At 43.6% G+C, this 19,437-nt stretch carries 17 protein-coding genes; 2 read left to right on the top strand and 15 right to left on the bottom strand.

The window, feature by feature from the left end; all coding sequences use genetic code 11:
- Window positions 1-209: 209 nt before the first annotated feature.
- From SHD_RS00090 to SHD_RS22435, 9 genes are read right to left on the bottom strand one after another with little or no spacing between them, the layout of a single operon-like run.
- Window positions 210-1,280 (bottom strand): protein-glutamate methylesterase/protein-glutamine glutaminase, encoded by a 1,071-nt coding sequence (locus SHD_RS00090; RefSeq protein WP_023265272.1) that lies wholly within the window; start codon window positions 1,278-1,280, stop codon window positions 210-212.
- A 13-nt stretch (window positions 1,281-1,293) separates the two neighbouring features.
- Window positions 1,294-1,908: a chemotaxis protein CheD gene (locus SHD_RS00085; protein WP_023265271.1), complete on the bottom strand. Its 615-nt coding sequence runs from the start codon at window positions 1,906-1,908 to the stop codon at window positions 1,294-1,296.
- A gap of 1 nt (window position 1,909) precedes the next feature.
- Entirely contained in the window at window positions 1,910-2,740 is an 831-nt protein-coding gene (locus SHD_RS00080; protein ID WP_039976878.1) for a CheR family methyltransferase, read from the bottom strand.
- Window positions 2,740-3,273, bottom strand: a complete 534-nt coding sequence (locus SHD_RS00075; RefSeq protein WP_023265269.1) for a chemotaxis protein CheW — start codon at window positions 3,271-3,273, stop codon at window positions 2,740-2,742. Before SHD_RS00075 ends, SHD_RS00080 begins: the two co-directional genes overlap by 1 nt.
- A gap of 14 nt (window positions 3,274-3,287) precedes the next feature.
- Window positions 3,288-5,228: a methyl-accepting chemotaxis protein gene (locus tag SHD_RS00070; protein ID WP_023265268.1), complete on the bottom strand. Its 1,941-nt coding sequence runs from the start codon at window positions 5,226-5,228 to the stop codon at window positions 3,288-3,290.
- 25 nt (window positions 5,229-5,253) lie between these two features.
- Window positions 5,254-7,437 (bottom strand): chemotaxis protein CheA, encoded by a 2,184-nt coding sequence (locus SHD_RS00065; protein WP_023265267.1) that lies wholly within the window; start codon window positions 7,435-7,437, stop codon window positions 5,254-5,256.
- Window positions 7,434-7,754: an STAS domain-containing protein gene (locus SHD_RS00060; protein ID WP_023265266.1), complete on the bottom strand. Its 321-nt coding sequence runs from the start codon at window positions 7,752-7,754 to the stop codon at window positions 7,434-7,436. The genes SHD_RS00065 and SHD_RS00060 overlap by 4 nt, the downstream gene beginning before the upstream one ends.
- Window positions 7,755-7,766: 12 nt before the next feature.
- Entirely contained in the window at window positions 7,767-8,132 is a 366-nt protein-coding gene (locus SHD_RS00055; protein WP_039976876.1) for a response regulator, read from the bottom strand.
- Between the two features lie 32 nt (window positions 8,133-8,164).
- Window positions 8,165-9,340 (bottom strand): methyl-accepting chemotaxis protein, encoded by a 1,176-nt coding sequence (locus tag SHD_RS22435; protein WP_039976874.1) that lies wholly within the window; start codon window positions 9,338-9,340, stop codon window positions 8,165-8,167.
- A 569-nt stretch (window positions 9,341-9,909) separates the two neighbouring features.
- Here SHD_RS22435 and eco point away from each other — a divergent pair.
- A complete protein-coding gene (gene eco, locus SHD_RS00045; RefSeq protein ID WP_023265263.1) occupies window positions 9,910-10,461 on the top strand; it encodes a serine protease inhibitor ecotin in 552 nt (183 codons plus the stop codon).
- A gap of 204 nt (window positions 10,462-10,665) precedes the next feature.
- Here eco and serS read toward each other — a convergent pair whose 3' ends face one another.
- The 6 genes from serS to lrp all read right to left on the bottom strand — a co-directional run bounded on the left by serS (window position 10,666) and on the right by lrp (window position 17,941).
- Window positions 10,666-11,952 (bottom strand): serine--tRNA ligase, encoded by a 1,287-nt coding sequence (gene serS, locus SHD_RS00035; protein ID WP_023265261.1) that lies wholly within the window; start codon window positions 11,950-11,952, stop codon window positions 10,666-10,668.
- A gap of 18 nt (window positions 11,953-11,970) precedes the next feature.
- On the bottom strand, window positions 11,971-12,345 hold the full coding sequence (gene crcB / locus SHD_RS00030; RefSeq protein WP_011622732.1) for a fluoride efflux transporter CrcB: 375 nt from the start codon (window positions 12,343-12,345) through the stop codon (window positions 11,971-11,973).
- On the bottom strand, window positions 12,338-13,669 hold the full coding sequence (locus tag SHD_RS00025; protein WP_039976868.1) for a replication-associated recombination protein A: 1,332 nt from the start codon (window positions 13,667-13,669) through the stop codon (window positions 12,338-12,340). The genes crcB and SHD_RS00025 overlap by 8 nt, the downstream gene beginning before the upstream one ends.
- 8 nt (window positions 13,670-13,677) lie before the next feature.
- Entirely contained in the window at window positions 13,678-14,298 is a 621-nt protein-coding gene (lolA, locus tag SHD_RS00020; protein WP_023265259.1) for an outer membrane lipoprotein chaperone LolA, read from the bottom strand.
- Between the two features lie 69 nt (window positions 14,299-14,367).
- Window positions 14,368-17,124: a DNA translocase FtsK gene (locus SHD_RS00015; protein ID WP_023265258.1), complete on the bottom strand. Its 2,757-nt coding sequence runs from the start codon at window positions 17,122-17,124 to the stop codon at window positions 14,368-14,370.
- A gap of 310 nt (window positions 17,125-17,434) precedes the next feature.
- Entirely contained in the window at window positions 17,435-17,941 is a 507-nt protein-coding gene (gene lrp, locus SHD_RS00010) for a leucine-responsive transcriptional regulator Lrp (RefSeq protein ID WP_007647640.1), read from the bottom strand.
- Between the two features lie 180 nt (window positions 17,942-18,121).
- Between lrp and ald the strand changes: the two genes are divergently transcribed.
- Window positions 18,122-19,237 (top strand): alanine dehydrogenase, encoded by a 1,116-nt coding sequence (gene ald, locus SHD_RS00005; RefSeq protein WP_023265257.1) that lies wholly within the window; start codon window positions 18,122-18,124, stop codon window positions 19,235-19,237.
- Window positions 19,238-19,437: the final 200 nt, after the last annotated feature.

The raw sequence follows: 19,437 nt of genomic DNA, 5'->3' as shown, positions 1-19,437 counted from the left end.
CACTGGCTTTTTTTATTGCCTAGGGCGTGTTGACGTTTCGAGATTAGATTTTATTCGTTCTGGCAAGCACGTGCTCGCGAAACGAGGAATGATGTGTCGTTATTCTACTCAAATGACGAATGGTTCTGTTATCGTCCGTTTATGTAGAAGGCATGGACTTTGCCTTGCATAAAAGCTAGCCAAATTGCTGCAAAAATTCCCCTGAAACGTCAACACGCCCTAGTAAAATTGATTATTTCTTCCGCTATATTGGCTAAAGCCACTTGTCTGTTTGCTGCTCCAAGCTTTACAGCTTCTTTTGGCATACCGTATACAACACAACTGGCTTCATCCTGTGCTAATGTTGTCGCGCCAGCCTGATGCATGTCTAATAAACCGCGCGCACCATCATCACCCATTCCAGTCATAATAATTCCAAGAGCGTTGTTACCAGCCGCATTTGCCACTGAGCGAAATAGCACATCAACTGATGGTCGATGCCGACTAACTAAAGGTCCATCCTTTAACTGCACGCGATATTGAGCTCCACTACGTTGGAGAAGCATATGTTTGCCGCCGTTAGCAATCAAAACCAGCCCGGGCATTACCCTATCATTATCCTCAGCTTCTTTAACTTCCATTTCACATAACGCATTTAATCGGCTAGCAAATGCCGCGGTAAAATGCTCTGGCATATGCTGGACCACAACAATGCCCGCGCATGTGCGTGGTAAAGCGGTTAGCACATACTCTAGTGCGTGGGTTCCACCGGTTGAAGTACCTAAAGCAACGACTTTATCCGTTGTCTGATGCAATGCTTGAGGTGAAGAAGACAGTAGGATATCTGCATCGTGCTTAGCAACTACGGGCATGGGTTTTACTGGAGCTGCACGTAGCTTTGCAACAGAAGCTTTTGCAGCGGCACGCACGGCTTGTAATAAACGAGTCTGTGATTCTTCTAAGAACCCTTTTAACCCCAGTTTTGGTTTTGTAATGATATCAACCGCACCGGCTGCAAGTGCCGAAATCGTTACTGAAGCACCTTTTTCTGTCAGCGTAGAACAGATCACTACAGGTGTTGGCTTTTCTGACATAATTTTTTTTAGGAAAGTAATTCCATCCATTCTTGGCATTTCAATGTCGAGAATAATGACGTCAGGCCATTGCTGTTCAAATAGTTTTAAGGCAAAGAGAGGATCGCGAGCACAGCCTAAAAGAGTAATATCCGGCTGATTTTCTAACATGCTGCTGAGCACTTGCCTAACAACAGCAGAATCATCGACGATGGCAACCTTTATCACATTATCTCCTTGGTTATTCAGTATCCTGCCAAATCACTACTGGCACGCCAGCAGAATGAATATCTTCGCTAGCCTGATTAAAGTACCGATATTCTTCATCTTGAAGCGAGACAATTTCTTCATATTTATTTTCGATTAAACTACGATAAACGGAAAAATCTGTGGGATCGAAGTAAATTATTCGACCAGAATGTCCCCCAAGATCTTCGCTCACGATTGGAATTTGTTCTCGTTTTAAAAACTGCCTAACAAAATCAATGTTCATCCCGCCAATATCATAGTGATTGAGAATATTATCAGCACACAAAGACAGTACATTTGCACCTCCGAATATTTTACTTTGCAAATATTGCCTTTGAGCACCTAGCTTTAACATTGCATTGATTAAGATCTCCATAGCATGTACACCATAATATCCTGCACGGGAATCAAGAAACTGTGTGACTTTTCGACGATCTGCGGCTAACAAAAAATGGTTCATGCCAATGACTTCAGCCTTGGGGTCAAATAAACAAACCGCAACGCATGAACCCAATAAGGTCTTTATAACCTCATTTTTTGCTGTGGCGTAATGTTGGCCAGGACCTATCATGATCACATTTCTTTGATTGAACTCTATTCTTCCCACATTAAATCCTCTGATAAATCGAGGGTTTAATTTGCTTCAATCTATGATTTACATGCATCAACGATTCAGTGTGTGAGATAAAGAGGTAACCGCCAACCTTTAACTGTTTTACCACGTTATTTATGACCCGCTGTTTAGAATCTGCGTCAAAATAGATCATCACATTACGAATAAAAATAACGTCACACATTCCAACACTTTCGCAGGATTGGGTTAGATTCATCGTAAAAAAAGAGACTTTATCTTTTAATATATCATCGATTAAAAAAGTACCACTTTGCCTGCCCACTCCTTTTAAACAGTATTTTTGTAGTCTTTCAAAACCAATCCCTTCATTTCGCTCAAGTAGATAGTGTGCCAATTCCGCTTTTGCCAACACCCGTTGACTGATATCAGAGCCTTGAACCTGCCATTGCCCATCAATACCTAAAATATCTGCAAATAACATTGCTAAGCTATATGCTTCTTCTCCCGAAGAACAAGCCGCCGACCATGCCTGCCAAGATTTTTTTTGTGAATGGTCTTTGATTAATTGTTTTACGAAGTCAAAGTGTTCATTTTCACGAAAAAAAAAGGTTTCATTTGTCGTTAAGGCATCGATAAAATGATGGTATTCAATATGTTGTAAGTTATTCTTAACGAACTCAAAATAATCTCCATAATTCTGATAACCAGTTTCCTTCAATCTCTTGCATAAGCGACTCGCAACTAATGACTTCTTGATATCACTTAAGAATATGCCTGCTTCTTCATATAAAAATTGCCGAATTTGCTCAAATTCCCTTTGTTTTAAGATTGAAAATTCAATAGGGAGTTGTTGATATGGTTTCATCATTCTTCATTGACAACGTCAGTAGCATGAAAACTCAGCTGACTGATTGCACTAATATCAGCAACCGAAAGCACATAATTAATATCAAGCAATATCATAAAGTGTTCACCTACACGTCCCATTGCACGAATAAAGTCAACACGAAGATCAGCGCCAAAATCTGGTGGAGGTTGTGTATGCTCATCATCTATTTCAAGGATTTCATTCACTTCATCCACTAGCATACCTATGATTTGTTGCTCTTCCTCATGACTCACCTCCACCAACACGATACAACTTTTTTTGGTCATGACCGTTGTATGGCGACCCAGCCTTTTGGATAAATCAATAACAGGTACGACTCTGCCCCGTAAATTAATAATACCGCACAAAAACTCAGGCATCATAGGCACTCGAGTGATACCTTCTATTTCAATGATTTCCTTTACATCTAGGATATCAATGGCAAAAGTATCATTTGCTGATTGAAAGGTCAGATATTGGGTAATATCGCCAGCAGTGCTAGCTTGGGCCATTTTCATTAACTGCTCCATGATATTGCCCCTTATCAGAATCGCTCAAATTCAGAACGTTCAACATATTGCTTGGTTTTTGCTGATTTACGCCCAGAAACAGTAGCACGAGTCGATTTTCCTTGTGACGGTCTTTCATTATTGGTGGCAAGTTTAAAAAACTCTACAGCTTCAAGGAGTTGATTTGCTTGGCCATTAAGCTCTTCCGATGTAGCAGCCAACTCCTCTGATGCCGAGGCATTCTGCTGGGTTGCTTTATCGAGTTGCAGCATAGAATCATTAATTTGGCTAATTCCAATTGCTTGCTCATCGGAAGAAGAACTGATTTCCTGGACCAAATCAGATGTTTTTTGAATATTAGGCACAATATTGGCAATTAATCGGCCAGCATTTTCAGCAATTCCAACACTCTCACTGGCGAGCTTATTAATTTCCTGTGCAGTGAGACTGCTATTTTCAGCCAGCTTTCTGACTTCAGAGGCGACCACGGTAAAGCCTTTTCCATGTTCACCAGCTCTTGCGGCCTCAATTGCGGCATTAAGACTAAGTAAATTGGTTTTATAAGCAATATCCTCAATAAGACTAATTTTCGCGGCGATTTGTTTCATTGCGGCTACGGTTTGTTCAACCGCAATTCCGCCTTGCCTTGCTTCTTCAGCGGCAACCGTTGCCATGTTATTTGTCACTCTGGCATTTTCTGAGTTTTGTTGTACTGAAGCATTGAGCTCTTCAACGGCACTTGTCGTTTCTTCTACGCTAGCCGCTTGCTCAGTTGCACCTTGACTTAAACTCTGTGCTGTACTGCTGACTTGCGATGAAGCGCTCGATAAATTATCAGCCCCGCTTCGCACCTGTGCGATTACTGAGGTAAGGCTGTCAATCATATCAATCATTGCCTTATATACCCCTGTAGCCTGTTCACTCTGTTTTAATTCTACCGTTAAGTCCCCATTGGCAATTGCACGTGCAATGGTTTCCATATCCCTTGGTTCACCACCCAATGGTTTTTTAATTATTTTCACTAAAAACCAAGCCAGTAAAATGCCAATAATGATTGCCGCGAGGGAAACGCTAATCACTGTATTAAGGGTTTGCTCGTTTTGCGCTTTTACGAGTGGACCAAGAGCATCTTGTTTTTTTAGTATACTTAATTTGATATCTTCAGTAAGGCGTGAAACTTCATCACCGATACGGTCAAGTTGGTTCTTTACAATATCATTTCGCTCGTTGATGGTGTTGTAAACCACTTTTAAGGAAGCAGCATAACTATCTAAACTGCTTGCAAATTGAACCAATTTAGCCTGTGTATCTAAATCAGTTAAAGTAGCTTTTAACGTTGAAAGCCTCTCACCTTTTGCAAGCTCTAATGCTGCTAATGCCTGCTGTAAATCTGTATCTAAGTTAGTATCTAGGAATTTAGCTGCAGCCAATCGAGCACTCAATACCGATTCAAGTACCTCCCCAGCGCGATAGGCAACTTCAATTTGTCCCTTATTAAAAGAGTGATGCATTGTATCTGAGGCTAGAGCAACGATCTCGATACCCTTTGGAACTAATACATTAGTGACCTCATCATTTCTAAGTTTAATTAGCTTAACGATTGAATCAAAGTAACTATTATAATCAACAATATCTTTGCGAATATCGGCAATCTGTTGACTTAATTCTGGGTCACTAACTTCAGTCATCGCCTTCTGGATGACATCGTTAACCGTTGCATTTCGGTCATTAAATTGTTTATAGGCAGATTCTTTATTTTGAAAAATATAATCGTATGCTTGTATCTGGATAGTCAACATATTTGCTTGGATCCTGCCCGCCATATTCGCATCGCGTGCTAATGTGCGGTAATCATTAAAACCTTCAATGGCTTTATTCAATCCAAAATAAGCGGCTAGAGATATTACTAATAACAGCAATAACACTAATGCATATCCGCCAGAAATTTGCATACTGAGCGTCATCTTCTTAAACATAGTCAATATTCCTTTTCAACATAAGCTAGTCATCAATCATTGCGACATGATGATGTTTTTTCGCGCCAATACTTACTTCCGTAATTAAACCTTGAATATCGAGAATTAGAGCGATATCCCCCGTTCCGAGAATGGTGGCACCACTTAATCCTTTTAGATGTTGAAACATTTTCCCCAGGGGTTTAATCACCGTCTGTTGTTCACCAAATAACTTATCAACAACAATTCCAGCCTTAGAACGACCAAAGCGAACGACGACAAGGCTCTCTCTTTTGTGTTGATTGGTTTGGGAAATGTTGAAAAAACTAGTAAGACGTATAAATGGCATCAGTTCACCACGTAAACTGATGTAGTTTTTCTGTTGTTCATGCCATTCACCCTGATTAAGCTCAACGCACTCTTCTACCATGTTCAAAGGAATAACATAGTTTTCGTTTGCGGCTCCGACCATAAAACCATCAATTATGGCAAGGGTTAATGGCAAGGTAATTGTAACTTTTGTGCCTTTACCTAATTCACTATCGAGCTCAACTGAACCACGAAGCGCTTCAATATTGCGTTTAACGACGTCCATGCCAACACCACGGCCAGAAAGATTACTGGCTTTTTCCTTAGTGCTAAGACCTGGCTCAAAGGCGAGTCTTAATATTTCAGCATGACTAAGGACTTGGTTTGCCTCTATGACTCCTAATGACTCTGCTTTGCGACGGATACGTTCAGGATCAAGACCTGCACCATCATCTGTCACTTCAATAACAATATGACCCGAATCATGGTATGCATTCAGCATCAAATGACCAGTGGGACTTTTTCCTTTACTGATTCGTTGCTCAGGTAACTCAATTCCGTGGTCGAGGGCATTGCGTACTAAATGAGTCAATGGATCGTTAATTTTTTCGACGACAATTTTATCGAGTTCAGACTCTCCTCCCTGGATAGTCAATTCAATTTGTTTACCTAACTCATTACTGACATCTCGAACTACGCGTCTAAATCGCGAGAAGGTTTCACCAATTTGAACCATTCTTAGCTGTAGGGCATTTTCTCTAATTTCTTGAACTAAATGCTCAACGCTGCTGACCTGATCATTGGCATCCAGCAGATGATATTTATCGACCATCACCCTCATTGCAGCACTGGCAGTGACTAATTCTCCCACTAAATTAATTAACTGCCCGAGACGATTCGAATCAACCCGAATTGTTTGAGCCTGCTCCCTCGCTTGGGTTTGTTTTTTTAGGGCTTGCTCAACAACTGGTTGATCGACAAGTTGGTTTGCTATTAATACTTCACCAAGTTTTTTTGATGCGCATTCTGGAATATGGCCGGATTGAAGATTCAGTGATTTGGTTAATTCCCTTTCAGTAATAGCACCAATTGTCAGTAAAATTTCACCTAGCCGTTGATTTTCTGACGGATTGAGTTCATCAATGAGGTTTTGGAATGACTCAGAAATCTTTTGTGAAGGTAAAATCAGAATATCACAATCATCTTGGGCAAATTCAAAAACAGCTTCTATCTGCTCTTTAGAGCAATCACCTGAAAAAACAATTCGGTAACTCAAGAAACAGCTTTCAAAGTCGCACACTTCAAATGCGGGTAATCTATTACTTAAGCAAATAACCTCAAGCACTTGACCCAATTGTTGCAAATAACGAATAAAATTTAACGGGTCTAGACCATTACGCAATGCATCAACTTTAAAGTCTAACGAAATGAGCCAATGACCAGAATCAGTATAACGCTCATCGATGCGTTCTGGACTAATTGGCTGAGTTTCAAAGGGTTGTGGACAACTCGGTAATGCTGGCGAGATTGGTTCACTTAGGTTGAACTCGGCTAGGATGTTTTGACTTTGGATCATTAAACTTGTTAGGTCTAACTCATCTTCGGCCACAGAAGCATTAACCAGCGCCCATGTGTGGTCTTTACATTTGAGGAGTAGCGCAATCAGTGTGCTGTTGATCTTTAATTCATTTTTACGAACTCGATCAATTGTCGTTTCAATAGGATGAGTAAAATCAACAATAGCATTGTAGTTAAAAATACCTGCCGCACCTTTAATGGTGTGCATCGCTCTAAAGAGTTGATTTATTAATTCTATGTTTTCAGTATCAGACTCTAATGATAATAAGGCATCCTCCATGTCTAGTAATAATTCTTCGGTTTCTGTCATAAACAGTTTTTGAACTTCAGTCGTGGCGCTCATGACCGAGCCTCCGAGGCTAACACGATAGTATCGTCAAATGTGCCTGATAACCCTGACAGTTCGAGGGCATCAACGATAGCCTTACTGTGATGACAAAACTCAACACTTTGTGCCATGCTCCATGCTTTGAGGGCGAGTAGCCATTGGAGACCCGCAGTATCAACTTCTGTCACTTGGGAAAGATTTACACTAATATCAACGCTTGGCTTAAGATGACTGATTAATGCATCTCTAAACTCGATAACACTGTAAATAGTTAATTCTTCACTCAAACTAACTCTTACACTTAGGTCATTCGTTGTGATGTCGATCGGCATAAACAGCTCCCTTTACGGCAAGCAAAGCTTTGCCACGGCATCAAGCATTTGCGGGGGCTGAAATGGCTTAACCACCCACGCTTTTGCGCCTGCCATCCTTCCCTCTTCCATTTTATCTCGACCAGCCTCTGTCGTGAGCATAATGACGGGCGTAAACTTATAACGTGGATGCTTTTTAACTTCTTTAAGGAAACTAATGCCATCCATATTAGGCATATTCACATCACTAATAATAAGATTAATTTTTTCACCATTGAGTTTATTGAGCGCATCTTTACCATCGCAGGCATCAATCACTTCATAACCCGCACCGCGAAGCGCAATGCTCACAACATGTCTGATTGATGCTGAATCATCCACTACCAGTATTTTTTTCATGTCAACTGCCATCCTTGCATTAGAAATCTGAACTAAAAGAAATTAATGGAACTTTTCTCTGCATGTTTGAATTGGTGATCACTTGTTGCACCATGGTGAACGTGCTGCTCAGTAGCAACATACCTTTGCTTCATCATGGCCAATAAAGACTCAACATCTCCTTCAGGAATGGGTAACCCCTCTTCCCTTGCTTGCTGCTGTACACGGATAAGCTCAGTAAGTTCTTCAATACTTGCGACAAGTTGTCTGAGCATTTGGTCACAACGATCTTGAAATTGAAAATCCACTAAAATTTGCTCAATTTCTCTTTTAACTTGGCGACCGAGTTCTAGCGCTTGAACTCCTTCGTCCCTCATTTGCAAAGTACGATTCTCTAAGTGTTCAATCACTCGACTCAGAATTGATTCTCCGCCCTCTAATGCCTGAGTTTCTTGTAAAGTTGCCGCATTCGTTATCTGATAAAGCGCCGTCATTCGTTGATTTAACTCATTGATTTGTTGAGTTATCCGCTCACCGGTCTGTCCTGATTGTGCCGATAAAGTTCTAACCTCATCCGCAACAACAGCAAAACCTCTCCCCGACTCGCCCGCCCTAGCGGCTTCGATTGCAGCATTTAGAGCAAGTAAATTGGTTTGTTGTGCAATTTTTCTCACTTCAGCGGCGAGGCCATCAAGCGCTTTGGTATCATTAACTAAACCAGTTAGCTGTTCTAGATGCTCCAGCTTTGCAGTGTTCATTTGGTTAAGATCATTAAATAATGCAGATAACAGTGCCTTATCATCCTCTATCCCAGGTGCAATAGATTGACTTGAAATCTCAGTAGAGTTTGTTATCACTTTTTCAATTTCATTAATTATGGAGGCAAAACGTTCTGTCATGTTGGCAACACTTTGGTTCATCTGTTGGTCTACGGAAACTATATGTCCTTGCCAAACAGGTACTAAGCGTGAAATTATCGCCTCGAGTTTGGCGACTTGCTGATCAACATGGCGGCGTTTTTCATTTTCATAGGCGAGTTGTCGTGATTCATACAGATGAGTAGATTTGTTGATTTGGGTGCGAAGTACCCAAGCAAAACCTAAGGTGGAGACTAAACATAATCCCGCAGGCCACCATAATGTAAGCCAGATTAACCAACAAAAGAGAATGGCTCCAACCATGAAGGTTAAGGTCGTGATAGAAAAAAAATGGCGCTCCATGCTTGTCATTTTAACTGTCTCTTTTACTTATATTTCTGCTTTATGTTGAGTAAAAACTTTTCCCTGATATTAAACGTAGTACCTTTTTCTGTATTACGCCAAATGACTCATTACTTCATGAGCAAGATCACACAATATATTCTGCATCGTCATGGTTTGGTTTAAGGGAGATGGATAGCTATGGGAATATTTGGTCGAGAAAGAATGCTTAAACTGAGTTAAAGCGCTATCGATTGGTATCAATGTCCATGTAGGATATGAACTGCGCAGCAAGGCAGATAGAACTCCTTTCAGATATAACAGCTAAAAATCCATAAAAAACTTTTGCGCAGTAGTAAATTGTCACCTTCAGTTTTTACGGATAGCAATTGAGCAATAGTCAAAAACGCTGTTTTACAACTTAATACAGAGTTTTTATTTAACTATTAAGGTATAAATATGGCATTCATCCTTAAATGATATTTTTTTAAATTATTAACCCTTTTTTTCAGCAGTAGCGTTTATAGGTAACGTAATGATGCCAAAAATGGCAGTACCTTGTACCTTGGGCCGCCATTTTTAACACTAAGGAGAAATGAATGAAATTAACTCAATTGAGTCGCCTTGCGGCAGTACCACTGGTCTTTACCTTGCTTTCTGTTAATGCCGAAGCCGTCAGCCCGCCTCACCCCACAGGACTTAACGCCCCAATGATTAGTGTTTTAAGCATGAATGCCAATAATTATGCTCCGGTGGAAGCTGTTAAAATGTTCCCAGCCCCCAAGAAAGGCATGGTTCAACATATTTTGACATTACCTAAACTTGAGAATGAAGCTGACTACATGGTCGAGATCCAGATTGGTCAAACTCAGTTGGTTGACTGCAATAAACATGGACTTAATGGCCAACTTAAAGAACTCACTGTTGATGGATGGGGTTATAACTACTATCAGGTAGATGAAATATCAGCGGGTCCAAGCACTATGATGGCCTGTTTTGAATTAGCCAAAAAAGAAGCCTTTGTGCAAATTCCTGGTGAATTAACACTGCGTTATGATAGCCGTTTACCCAAAGTATTTTATTTACCCGAAGGTGCCGAGCTTCGCTTTAGGACATGGAAAGCGGATTCAACCTATCAATATTCGAAATAAGCGAGTTGAAAAAAGGGATATCTAATATAGATATCCCTTTTTTAAGTCAAATAACAGATTGTGCTAATTAACGTTTTCTAACACAACCCAGACGGCTTTGCCTAACGTAGCCAGCATAACTGCACCAAAGATAGCGATGATGGCGGTATAGGAAAGCCAACGAAGATAACGTTGACCTTTATCCATGGTGTTGTGTTACGCCAATTATCCTATCTGAGTCAGTCCACCCATGTATGGGCGCAGTGCTTCAGGAATTGTTACGCTACCATCGGCATTTTGATAGTTTTCTAAAATCGCAACTAAGGTACGACCTACCGCCAAACCAGAACCATTCAAGGTGTGTAGCAAGGCTGGCTTGTTATCGGCCTTAACGCGGTAACGTGCTTGCATACGACGTGCTTGGAAGTCCTTCATGTTTGAACATGAAGAGATCTCACGGTAAGTGTTTTGGCCTGGTAACCACACTTCGATATCGTAGGTTTTGCTTGAGCCAAAGCCCATGTCACCAGTACATAAAATCACTGTGCGGTATGGTAGACCGAGGCGTTGCAGTACAGTTTCAGCGTGACCGGTCAGTGCCTCGAGCGCCGCCATTGAGTCTTCGGGCTTAACCAGTTGCACTAATTCCACCTTATCGAACTGGTGCTGACGGATAAGACCACGGGTATCTTTACCGTATGAGCCCGCTTCACTGCGGAAACAGGCGGTATGTGCGGTTAACTTGATTGGTAATTCGTCTTCATCGACAATGCTGTCACGCACTAGGTTTGTTAATGGCACTTCTGCGGTTGGGATCAGGCTTAAGCCTTGGCCTTCTTCGGTCGCAGGTTTAGTGTGGAATAAATCTTCACCAAATTTAGGTAATTGGCCTGTACCCAGTAAGCTTGCTTCGTTAACCAGTAATGGCACGTAAGCTTCGGTGTAACCGTGCTCAGTGGTGTGCAGATCTAACATGAACTGACCTAATGCGCGGTTTAAACGGGCGATTTGGCCTTTCATAACGATAAAGCGTGAACCAGTGATTTTAACTGCGCTCTTAAAATCTAAACCGTTTAGGCCTTCACCTAAATCGATATGGTCTTTAACTGGGAAATCGAAGCTGCGTGGTGTACCCCAACGACGGATTTCGACGTTTTCAGTCTCGTCAGCACCGACAGGCACAGACTCATCCGGCAAGTTTGGCATCGACATGGCAATCGCGTTCACTTCTTCAAGTACCGCGGCCAGCTCGACTTTCTTCGCATCTAATTGCGCACCTAAATCGCCAACCTGCGCCATGATGGCATCCACATCTTCGCCGCGGGCTTTTGCTTGTCCGATGGACTTGGAAATAGCATTACGCGAAGCTTGTAACTCTTCAGTCGCCACTTGCAGTGACTTACGTTTTTCTTCTAATTGGGTGAGATGAGCGACATCTAAAATAAAACCACGGGTAGCTAATCGCTCAGCGGTAACTGCTAATTCGTTGCGCAAAAATTTAGGATCTAACATGTGATATATTCTTAATAGTTAAATGCGAGAAAAAACCAGTTGTTGGCCTAAGTAAACCATAAACAAACATAGACTTAGGTTCAACACCACATTCAAAGCCGCCTTCAACCAATCTCCTTCTTGCATCAGCAATAAAGTTTCGTTTGAGAAAGTTGAAAACGTTGTCAAAGCGCCTAACAGGCCAACACCGATCAGGGCTTTGAGTTCTGGGCTGATATGACTCATTTGTCCCAGTGCGTAAATGACGCCCATTAAAAATGAACCGAGGACATTGACCAACAGTGTACCAAAAGGAAAACTGCTGCCAAATACTTGGATCATGAATATTGAAATAAGATAGCGAAAAACCGCACCAATGGAACCACCCAAGGCCACAAGTAGGAGATTATTCATACCTTTTTCTCCCACTGGCTTGATCTAATTGCGCTAATTGCGCCAATTTGTCCTTAATTCGCTTCTCAAATCCGCGTTCTGTCGGGAAATAAAATTGCGATGCTTGTAAGGATTCAGGGAAATAATTCTCGCCACTGGCATAGGCATTGGGTTCATCGTGGGCATAGCGATATTCTGCGCCAAAACCCATTTCCGCCATGAGTTTGGTCGGCGCATTGCGCAGATGATAGGGCACGGCCTCTTGGCCCGTTTCGCGTGCCAGTGCCCTCGCCGCTTTGAAGGCGGTGTAAACGGCATTACTCTTAGGCGCACTGGCTAAATACACAATTGCTTGGGCAATCGCCCGCTCACCTTCGGCAGGTCCGACGCGGTGGAAACAATCCCAGGCATTGAGCGCGACTGTCATAGCATTAGGGTCCGCATTGCCCACATCTTCCGAGGCTATGGCTAATAAGCGTCTGGCGACATATAGCGGATCGCCGCCGCCTTCTAAAATACGGCAGAACCAGTACAGCGCGGCGTCGGGCGCAGAACCTCGAATCGATTTGTGTACTGCCGAAATCAGATCGTAAAACTGATCGCCATTTTTATCGAACCCTGCCACTTGATGGCCGGCAACTTGCACTAGCATCTCAGTGGTAAAACTGCCGCCATCGGCCACCATATCGCTCATCAATTCAAGCAGGTTTAGCGCTTTGCGCGCATCGCCGTCACAGAGCTGCGCCAGCTTATTAAGCACATCCGTTGGCATGACTAACTGACGTTGTCCTAACCCACGCTCGGGATCTGTTAAGGCTTGGGTGATGATATGGACTATCTCATCTTGGCTTAAGCGCTTGATAAGATAGACACGCGCCCGCGACAGTAAGGCGTTATTGATTTCAAATGAAGGGTTTTCAGTGGTCGCCCCAATAAAAATCACAGTGCCATCTTCAATGAAGGGCAAAAAGGCGTCCTGCTGACTCTTATTAAAGCGATGCACTTCATCGACAAACAACAAAGTGCGTTGTCCACGGGATTGGGCAACGGCTTGCGCCTGCTCGATGGCGGCGCGAATATCTTTAACACCCGAGGTGACCGCCGAGATGCGTTCAACATGGGCATTGGAATAATGGGCGATAAGTTCGGCAAGAGTCGTTTTACCTGTGCCCGGCGGTCCCCATAACATCATCGAATGGGCACGGCCCGCTTCTAATGCTTGGCGCAGTGGTTGGCCTTCCCCCAACAAATGGGCTTGACCTATATACTCGGCAATCGTCCTTGGCCGCATACGCGCGGCTAAGGGACGAAAATCAGGCGCAAAATTAAACGATAAACTGCTCACGCGTAAACCTATCGGGTTCTAATACGTTGATCATCCACATCAACGTTTTCTGGCAACACGAACTTAAACAGCGCTTTATCCGCTGCGCTAATGCTGTGTTGATTGCTCAAATCAAACTGGCTCAGGTTGCCTTTATCATCGAGCACATTGAATTTATTGAGTATGCCTTTGTCAAAACAGACATTAACTGAGGATATCCCAGCATCCGTGGCCTTAGGTTTGATTTCATAACAGTCTTGCTTTTTGGTCACACTATATTGCGACCAAGTGGCATCATCGCGGTGAACCAATAAGGCAATCGGCGATGCATTAATGGCTTCGGCAAAATCCATGATCACCACTTCTTCGGCGAAGGGATTATAAATCCATAAATCTTTACCGTCGGCGACAATTTGGGATTCATCGGGTGCGGTTAAATGCCAATAGAACTGGTTTGGATGGGCCAGTGCGAATACACCCGCGCCCGTTTGGATAACCTTTTTATTGATATCGGTAACGGTTTGCTTGAAATCCGCCTTGAGTGACTCAGTGCCGTTTAAGGTTTCGCGCAATTGCGTTGCGTCATCGGCCAATACTGCATTGCTGTATAACAATGGTGATAACAACACAGCACACAACAGTTTTTTCATAGGTATCCTTTGGACTAAAAGTTGAACTCGCCGCATTATGGCGAGTTCAAACTGACATCTAGCTTAACATTAATAGTGTTTCGGGGCCGGCGGTGCCAGCACTTCGCGGTTACCATTATGGCCCTGCACCGAGACCACGCCCTGCATTTCCATTTGTTCGATAATACGCGCTGCGCGGTTATAACCAATCTTAAACTTACGCTGCACGCTCGAAATCGAACCACGGCGGGTTTCGGTCACGAAGGCGACGGCCTCATCGTAAAGCGGATCGTATTCTTCATCGGATTCGGCGGTTTCACCCGGCAAGAGCACTTGTTCACCTTCACTCACGCCATTGAGGATCTCATCAATGTATTGTGGCTTACCACGGGCACACCAATCGGCCACCACACGGTGAACCTCATGATCATCGATAAAGGCACCATGGACACGGTTTGGCACCGCGGTGCCGGGCGGTAAATACAACATGTCACCCATGCCCAATAAGGTTTCAGCACCCTGCTGATCCAAAATAGTACGGGAGTCGATACGGGAAGAGACTTGGAACGCCATCCGTGTCGGGATGTTGGCCTTGATTAAGCCCGTGATCACATCCACCGATGGACGTTGGGTCGCAAGGATTAAATGGATACCAGCAGCACGGGCTTTTTGAGCGATACGGGCGATCAGCTCTTCTACTTTCTTACCGACAATCATCATCATGTCAGCAAATTCGTCAACGACAACAACAATAGAAGGCAACTTATCTAGCGCTGGCGCCTCTGGCGCCATGCTATCTGATGACTTCCACATAGGATCATAAATTACTTCACCATTGGCTTTTGCTTCAGCAATTTTTGCGTTATAGCCCTTGATGTTACGAACGCCCATCATAGACATGAGCTTATAACGACGCTCCATCTCACCCACACACCAGCGCAGCGCATTGGCCGCTTCCTTCATATCAGTGACAACTTCGCAGAGTAAATGTGGGATGCCTTCGTACACCGATAATTCCAGCATTTTCGGATCGATCATGATAAAGCGAACATCTTCAGGGCCAGACTTATACAGTAAGCTAGTGATCATCACGTTTACCCCGACCGATTTACCCGACCCCGTGGTACCGGCAACCAGTAAGTGCGGCATTTTGCCTAAATCAACCACCACAGGTTCACCGGAGATATCTTGCCCCAGCACCATGGTTAGGTTCGATTTGCTCTCGGTAAAGGCTTCACAATCAAGTACATCGCGCATGTATACGGTTTCGCGGAACTTGTTCGGCAGTTCGAGACCCACATAGGACTTCCCCGGGATCACTTCAACTACACGAACACGCTCGGCCAAAAGTGAACGTGCTAGGTCGTTTGCGAGGTTTGAAATCTTAGAGGCTTTAATGCCTGGCGCTAAATCCAGCTCAAAACGGGTGATTACGGGGCCGGGATAAACCCCCACCACAGTGGCCACAATATTAAAGTCAGCAAGTTTAGCTTCAACCAAACGGGCAACTTGCTCTAATTCCTCAGGGCTTATCGGATTCTTTTTGCGATTAGGCACATCCAGCAAACTGATACTTGGCAGCGGGTCCATGGGTTTTGCTGGGACAGGTTTATCTTCTTGCCCAGGTAAAACAACTATGCCATCAATAATCTTGGCTTTAGGTGCTTGTTTTTGACGTTGTGCCTGAGCCACCGCGCCCGTTGAGGCTTTAGTATCAAAATCGATGACATCTTCATCGTTGAAGCCTAATTCGTCGTCTTCATCCTCGTCATCGAGCATGGTTTCACGGTGGAATACGGGCTCATCATCGCCATCGTCATCTTCGAATAGGTGCGTCTTGAAGTCTGTTTCATCTTCATCTAAATCGACCTCTTTCGCATGAGCTACCCAAGGCGGTGCCTCAAAATGACCATGTTCAGCTACGGCACTGGCTTGATCTAATTGGGGCTCAACTCGTTGTTGGCCTTTAGGTTCAGACTTGGCTTTATTGCTGTTTAAACTCAAGATTTTTGCGAGAGCAGACAGCTTGCCCTTACCGGTAGTTGCTTCGGTGATGATTTCGTCGCTTGCTTCTTCATCCTTTTCTTCCTTCACAGGGCGAGAGGTAAAGATGCGACTCGGTGCGGCCTCTGGTTCACGCACTCTGGCTTTTTCAAGCTGGTGCTGTGAATCACGGCGCTGCTTAAACTTATCAACGACCGTCATGAAGCCACGGGTATCTTCGGTTTCGTGCTCACGTTTAAACGCCTGTGGCAGACGTTTTAGCTGTCTAAAGCACCAAATGGAGACAAAGCCGACCTTCTCGACCACAGTTAACCAGCTGATCCCCGTTAATAGCGTAAAGCCCGAGCCTAAAAAACACAGTAGCAATAAGGTCGTGCCGAGCTTATTAAAATACGGCAACATGGCTTGGCCAATAACATCACCTGCCACGCCGCCTGCGGAAAACTCATAGATATTATTGGCGTTCATACTGGCTAATGCCGAAAAACCAAGAATAAGCAGCAGAAAACCTATGATGCGTAGTGCAACTGAAAAGTAATCAATTTCCAATAAATCATGGGCGCGTTTGAAAAGCAGCCAACCTGTCGAGGCCACAATGATCGGCATGATGTAGGCAGTGATGCCAAAAAAGTACAGCAGAATGTCGGCAATCCACGCCCCTACCGCGCCCGTCCAGTTTTTGATATCGCCTTGAAAATGAGACTGGCTCCAGCCTGGATCCGACGGACTAAAACTGGCTAAGGCAAGCAAAATATAGGTGGCTAAAACACAGCAAATGATGAGTCCGCCTTCGAGCAGACGCTGCAGCCCTGAGAGCGTGCGTACACTATTTCCTTGAGACAAACGACTTAATCCATAAAAATGAAAACAGGTGGGCTAACGATACCAGAATCCCACTAAATGTGGAGCATCTTAGGGCGTTTTTATCCTAAGAATTACTAGTACAAGGCAAAAAATCGGCGCTAATGACCTAAAGCACAGGTATTCAGCACTAACTGGTTATTACGCAACCAATTTACCAACTGAACAGAAGATAAAAATTCGCCCTTAAGCTGGCAAACCTAAGGGCTAAACAAGGTCATTTTTGAGTTCGAAACGGCGAGCGAAGGAATAAATAAGGGGCCTAGGCCCCTTATTGTAAACGTTCAGGGTATTAAATATCGGAGAGCAAATGGTTTATTGCGACGCGACTAGTATGTTTCACTTCTTCCATCACCACGTAAGTACGGGTATCGGATACTGAAGGTAGTTTAAGCAGCGTTTCACCTAACAAACGGCGATAAGCTGACATATCAGAAACACGTGTCTTTAATAAGTAGTCAAAGTCACCAGAAACCAGATGACACTCTTGAATATCATCTAACAGTTGCACAGCGCGATTAAACTTATCAAATACTTCGGGAGTATCACGGCTTAATGTGATTTCCACGAATACCAGTAGGGATGCACCCAAGAAATGAGGATTGACCAAGGCGGTATAGCCGTTGATATATCCTTGCTTTTCGAGTCGTTTCACTCTTTCTAAACACGGAGTAGGACTTAATCCTACTCTTTTAGATAGTTCCACATTTGAAATGCGTCCATCAATTTGTAATTCATTAAGAATGTTGCGATCGATGCGATCCAAGTCTTTTACAGGACTCTTTTTATTATATGCCATTTATTTAACCTTGCTTTATCACTAAAACAACATTTTATTCTACGTATATCAAAAGTTCAGCAGCATAAACTGCGTCGCCGATACTATACTAGATATCCCTGAATTAATCACGTTCAGGTCACGATAAAATAACAATTATGCCCATTAAAAGTGGGTTTTTCAGGCAATTGAGGCTCAAAAATGATTATTGGTGTACCAAAGGAAATTAAAAACCACGAGTATCGTGTCGGTATGGTTCCTTCAAGCGTTCGTGAATTGACCATCAAAGGTCATGAAGTGTTTGTCGAAACTAATGCCGGCACGGGAATTGGTTTTTCAGATCAGGATTATGTTGATGCAGGCGCCAAAATATTAGCAACTGCTGCTGAAGTCTTTGCTAAAGCAGAGATGATCGTAAAGGTAAAAGAGCCTCAAGCAGTTGAACGCGCTATGCTGCGTCATGACCAGATTTTATTCACTTATCTGCATTTAGCGCCGGATTTACCACAAACTGAAGATTTAATTAAAAGTGGTGCCGTATGTATCGCTTACGAAACAGTAACTGATGACCGTGGTGGCTTGCCTCTGCTAGCTCCAATGTCAGAAGTGGCTGGCCGCATGTCTATCCAAGCGGGTGCGATGGCGCTGGAAAAATCTTCCGGTGGTCGTGGCATGCTTTTAGGCGGTGTTCCAGGTGTTGAGCCAGCAAAAGTAGTGATCATCGGCGGTGGTATGGTCGGTACCAATGCTGCACAAATGGCTGTGGGTATGGGCGCTGATGTTGTAGTGCTTGACCGTAGCATCGATGCACTGCGTCGCTTAAACGTACAATTTGGTTCTGCAGTTAAGGCTGTTTACTCAACTGCCGATGCGATTGAGCGCCATGTATTAGAAGCTGATCTCGTGATTGGTGGCGTATTAATTCCAGGTGCTGCGGCGCCTAAGCTTGTGACACGTAGCATGATCGCACGCATGAAGCCTGGTAGTGCTATCGTTGACGTAGCAATCGACCAAGGTGGTTGTGTGGAAACTTCACATGCAACGACTCACCAAGATCCAACCTACATCGTTGATGACATAGTGCACTACTGTGTGGCAAACATGCCAGGTGCTGTTGCCCGCACTTCAACCTTCGCCCTGAATAACGCGACTCTGCCTTATATTCTTAAGTTAGCTAACTTAGGTTATAAAGCTGCCCTACTACAAGACAAACACTTACTGAACGGCTTGAACGTGATGCACGGCAAATTGGTTTGTAAAGAAGTGGCGCAGGCATTAAATCTTGAGTACACCGCGCCAGCAAGTTTATTAGCTTAATCATATGAGAGCCTAGGTCCTTCTGACCTACTCTGCTTTGTTCGGCCTCACTCTGTTGAGGCCGATTTTTTATGCTGATCACAAATATCTTCACCCGTGCGGGGTTTAATACCAATCGTATTAAATATCTGCTCATTCAGCGGGAATTCAACGCGCTTTAGACAAGGCGAAGGCTTGAAGGTATAGTGGTGCTCTGTCGA

It is taken from the genome of Shewanella decolorationis S12 (genome assembly GCF_000485795.1).
Taxonomy (GTDB): Bacteria; Pseudomonadota; Gammaproteobacteria; order Enterobacterales; family Shewanellaceae; genus Shewanella; species Shewanella decolorationis.
This window is presented reverse-complemented; position numbering and strand designations above follow the sequence as displayed.

Excerpts from the sequence above, each read along its gene's own strand:
- SHD_RS00080 (WP_039976878.1), bottom strand. The coding sequence starts at position 2,740 with ATGAAACCATATCAACAACTCCCTATTGAATTTTCAATCTTAAAACAA.
- SHD_RS00075 (WP_023265269.1), bottom strand. The coding sequence starts at position 3,273 with ATGGAGCAGTTAATGAAAATGGCCCAAGCTAGCACTGCTGGCGATATT.
- SHD_RS00070 (WP_023265268.1), bottom strand. The coding sequence starts at position 5,228 with ATGTTTAAGAAGATGACGCTCAGTATGCAAATTTCTGGCGGATATGCA.
- SHD_RS00065 (WP_023265267.1), bottom strand. The coding sequence starts at position 7,437 with ATGAGCGCCACGACTGAAGTTCAAAAACTGTTTATGACAGAAACCGAA.
- SHD_RS00060 (WP_023265266.1), bottom strand. The coding sequence starts at position 7,754 with ATGCCGATCGACATCACAACGAATGACCTAAGTGTAAGAGTTAGTTTG.
- SHD_RS00055 (WP_039976876.1), bottom strand. The coding sequence starts at position 8,132 with ATGAAAAAAATACTGGTAGTGGATGATTCAGCATCAATCAGACATGTT.
- SHD_RS22435 (WP_039976874.1), bottom strand. The coding sequence starts at position 9,340 with ATGACAAGCATGGAGCGCCATTTTTTTTCTATCACGACCTTAACCTTC.
- eco (WP_023265263.1), top strand. The coding sequence starts at position 9,910 with ATGAAATTAACTCAATTGAGTCGCCTTGCGGCAGTACCACTGGTCTTT.
- serS (WP_023265261.1), bottom strand. The coding sequence starts at position 11,952 with ATGTTAGATCCTAAATTTTTGCGCAACGAATTAGCAGTTACCGCTGAG.
- crcB (WP_011622732.1), bottom strand. The coding sequence starts at position 12,345 with ATGAATAATCTCCTACTTGTGGCCTTGGGTGGTTCCATTGGTGCGGTT.
- lolA (WP_023265259.1), bottom strand. The coding sequence starts at position 14,298 with ATGAAAAAACTGTTGTGTGCTGTGTTGTTATCACCATTGTTATACAGC.
- lrp (WP_007647640.1), bottom strand. The coding sequence starts at position 17,941 with ATGGCATATAATAAAAAGAGTCCTGTAAAAGACTTGGATCGCATCGAT.
- ald (WP_023265257.1), top strand. The coding sequence starts at position 18,122 with ATGATTATTGGTGTACCAAAGGAAATTAAAAACCACGAGTATCGTGTC.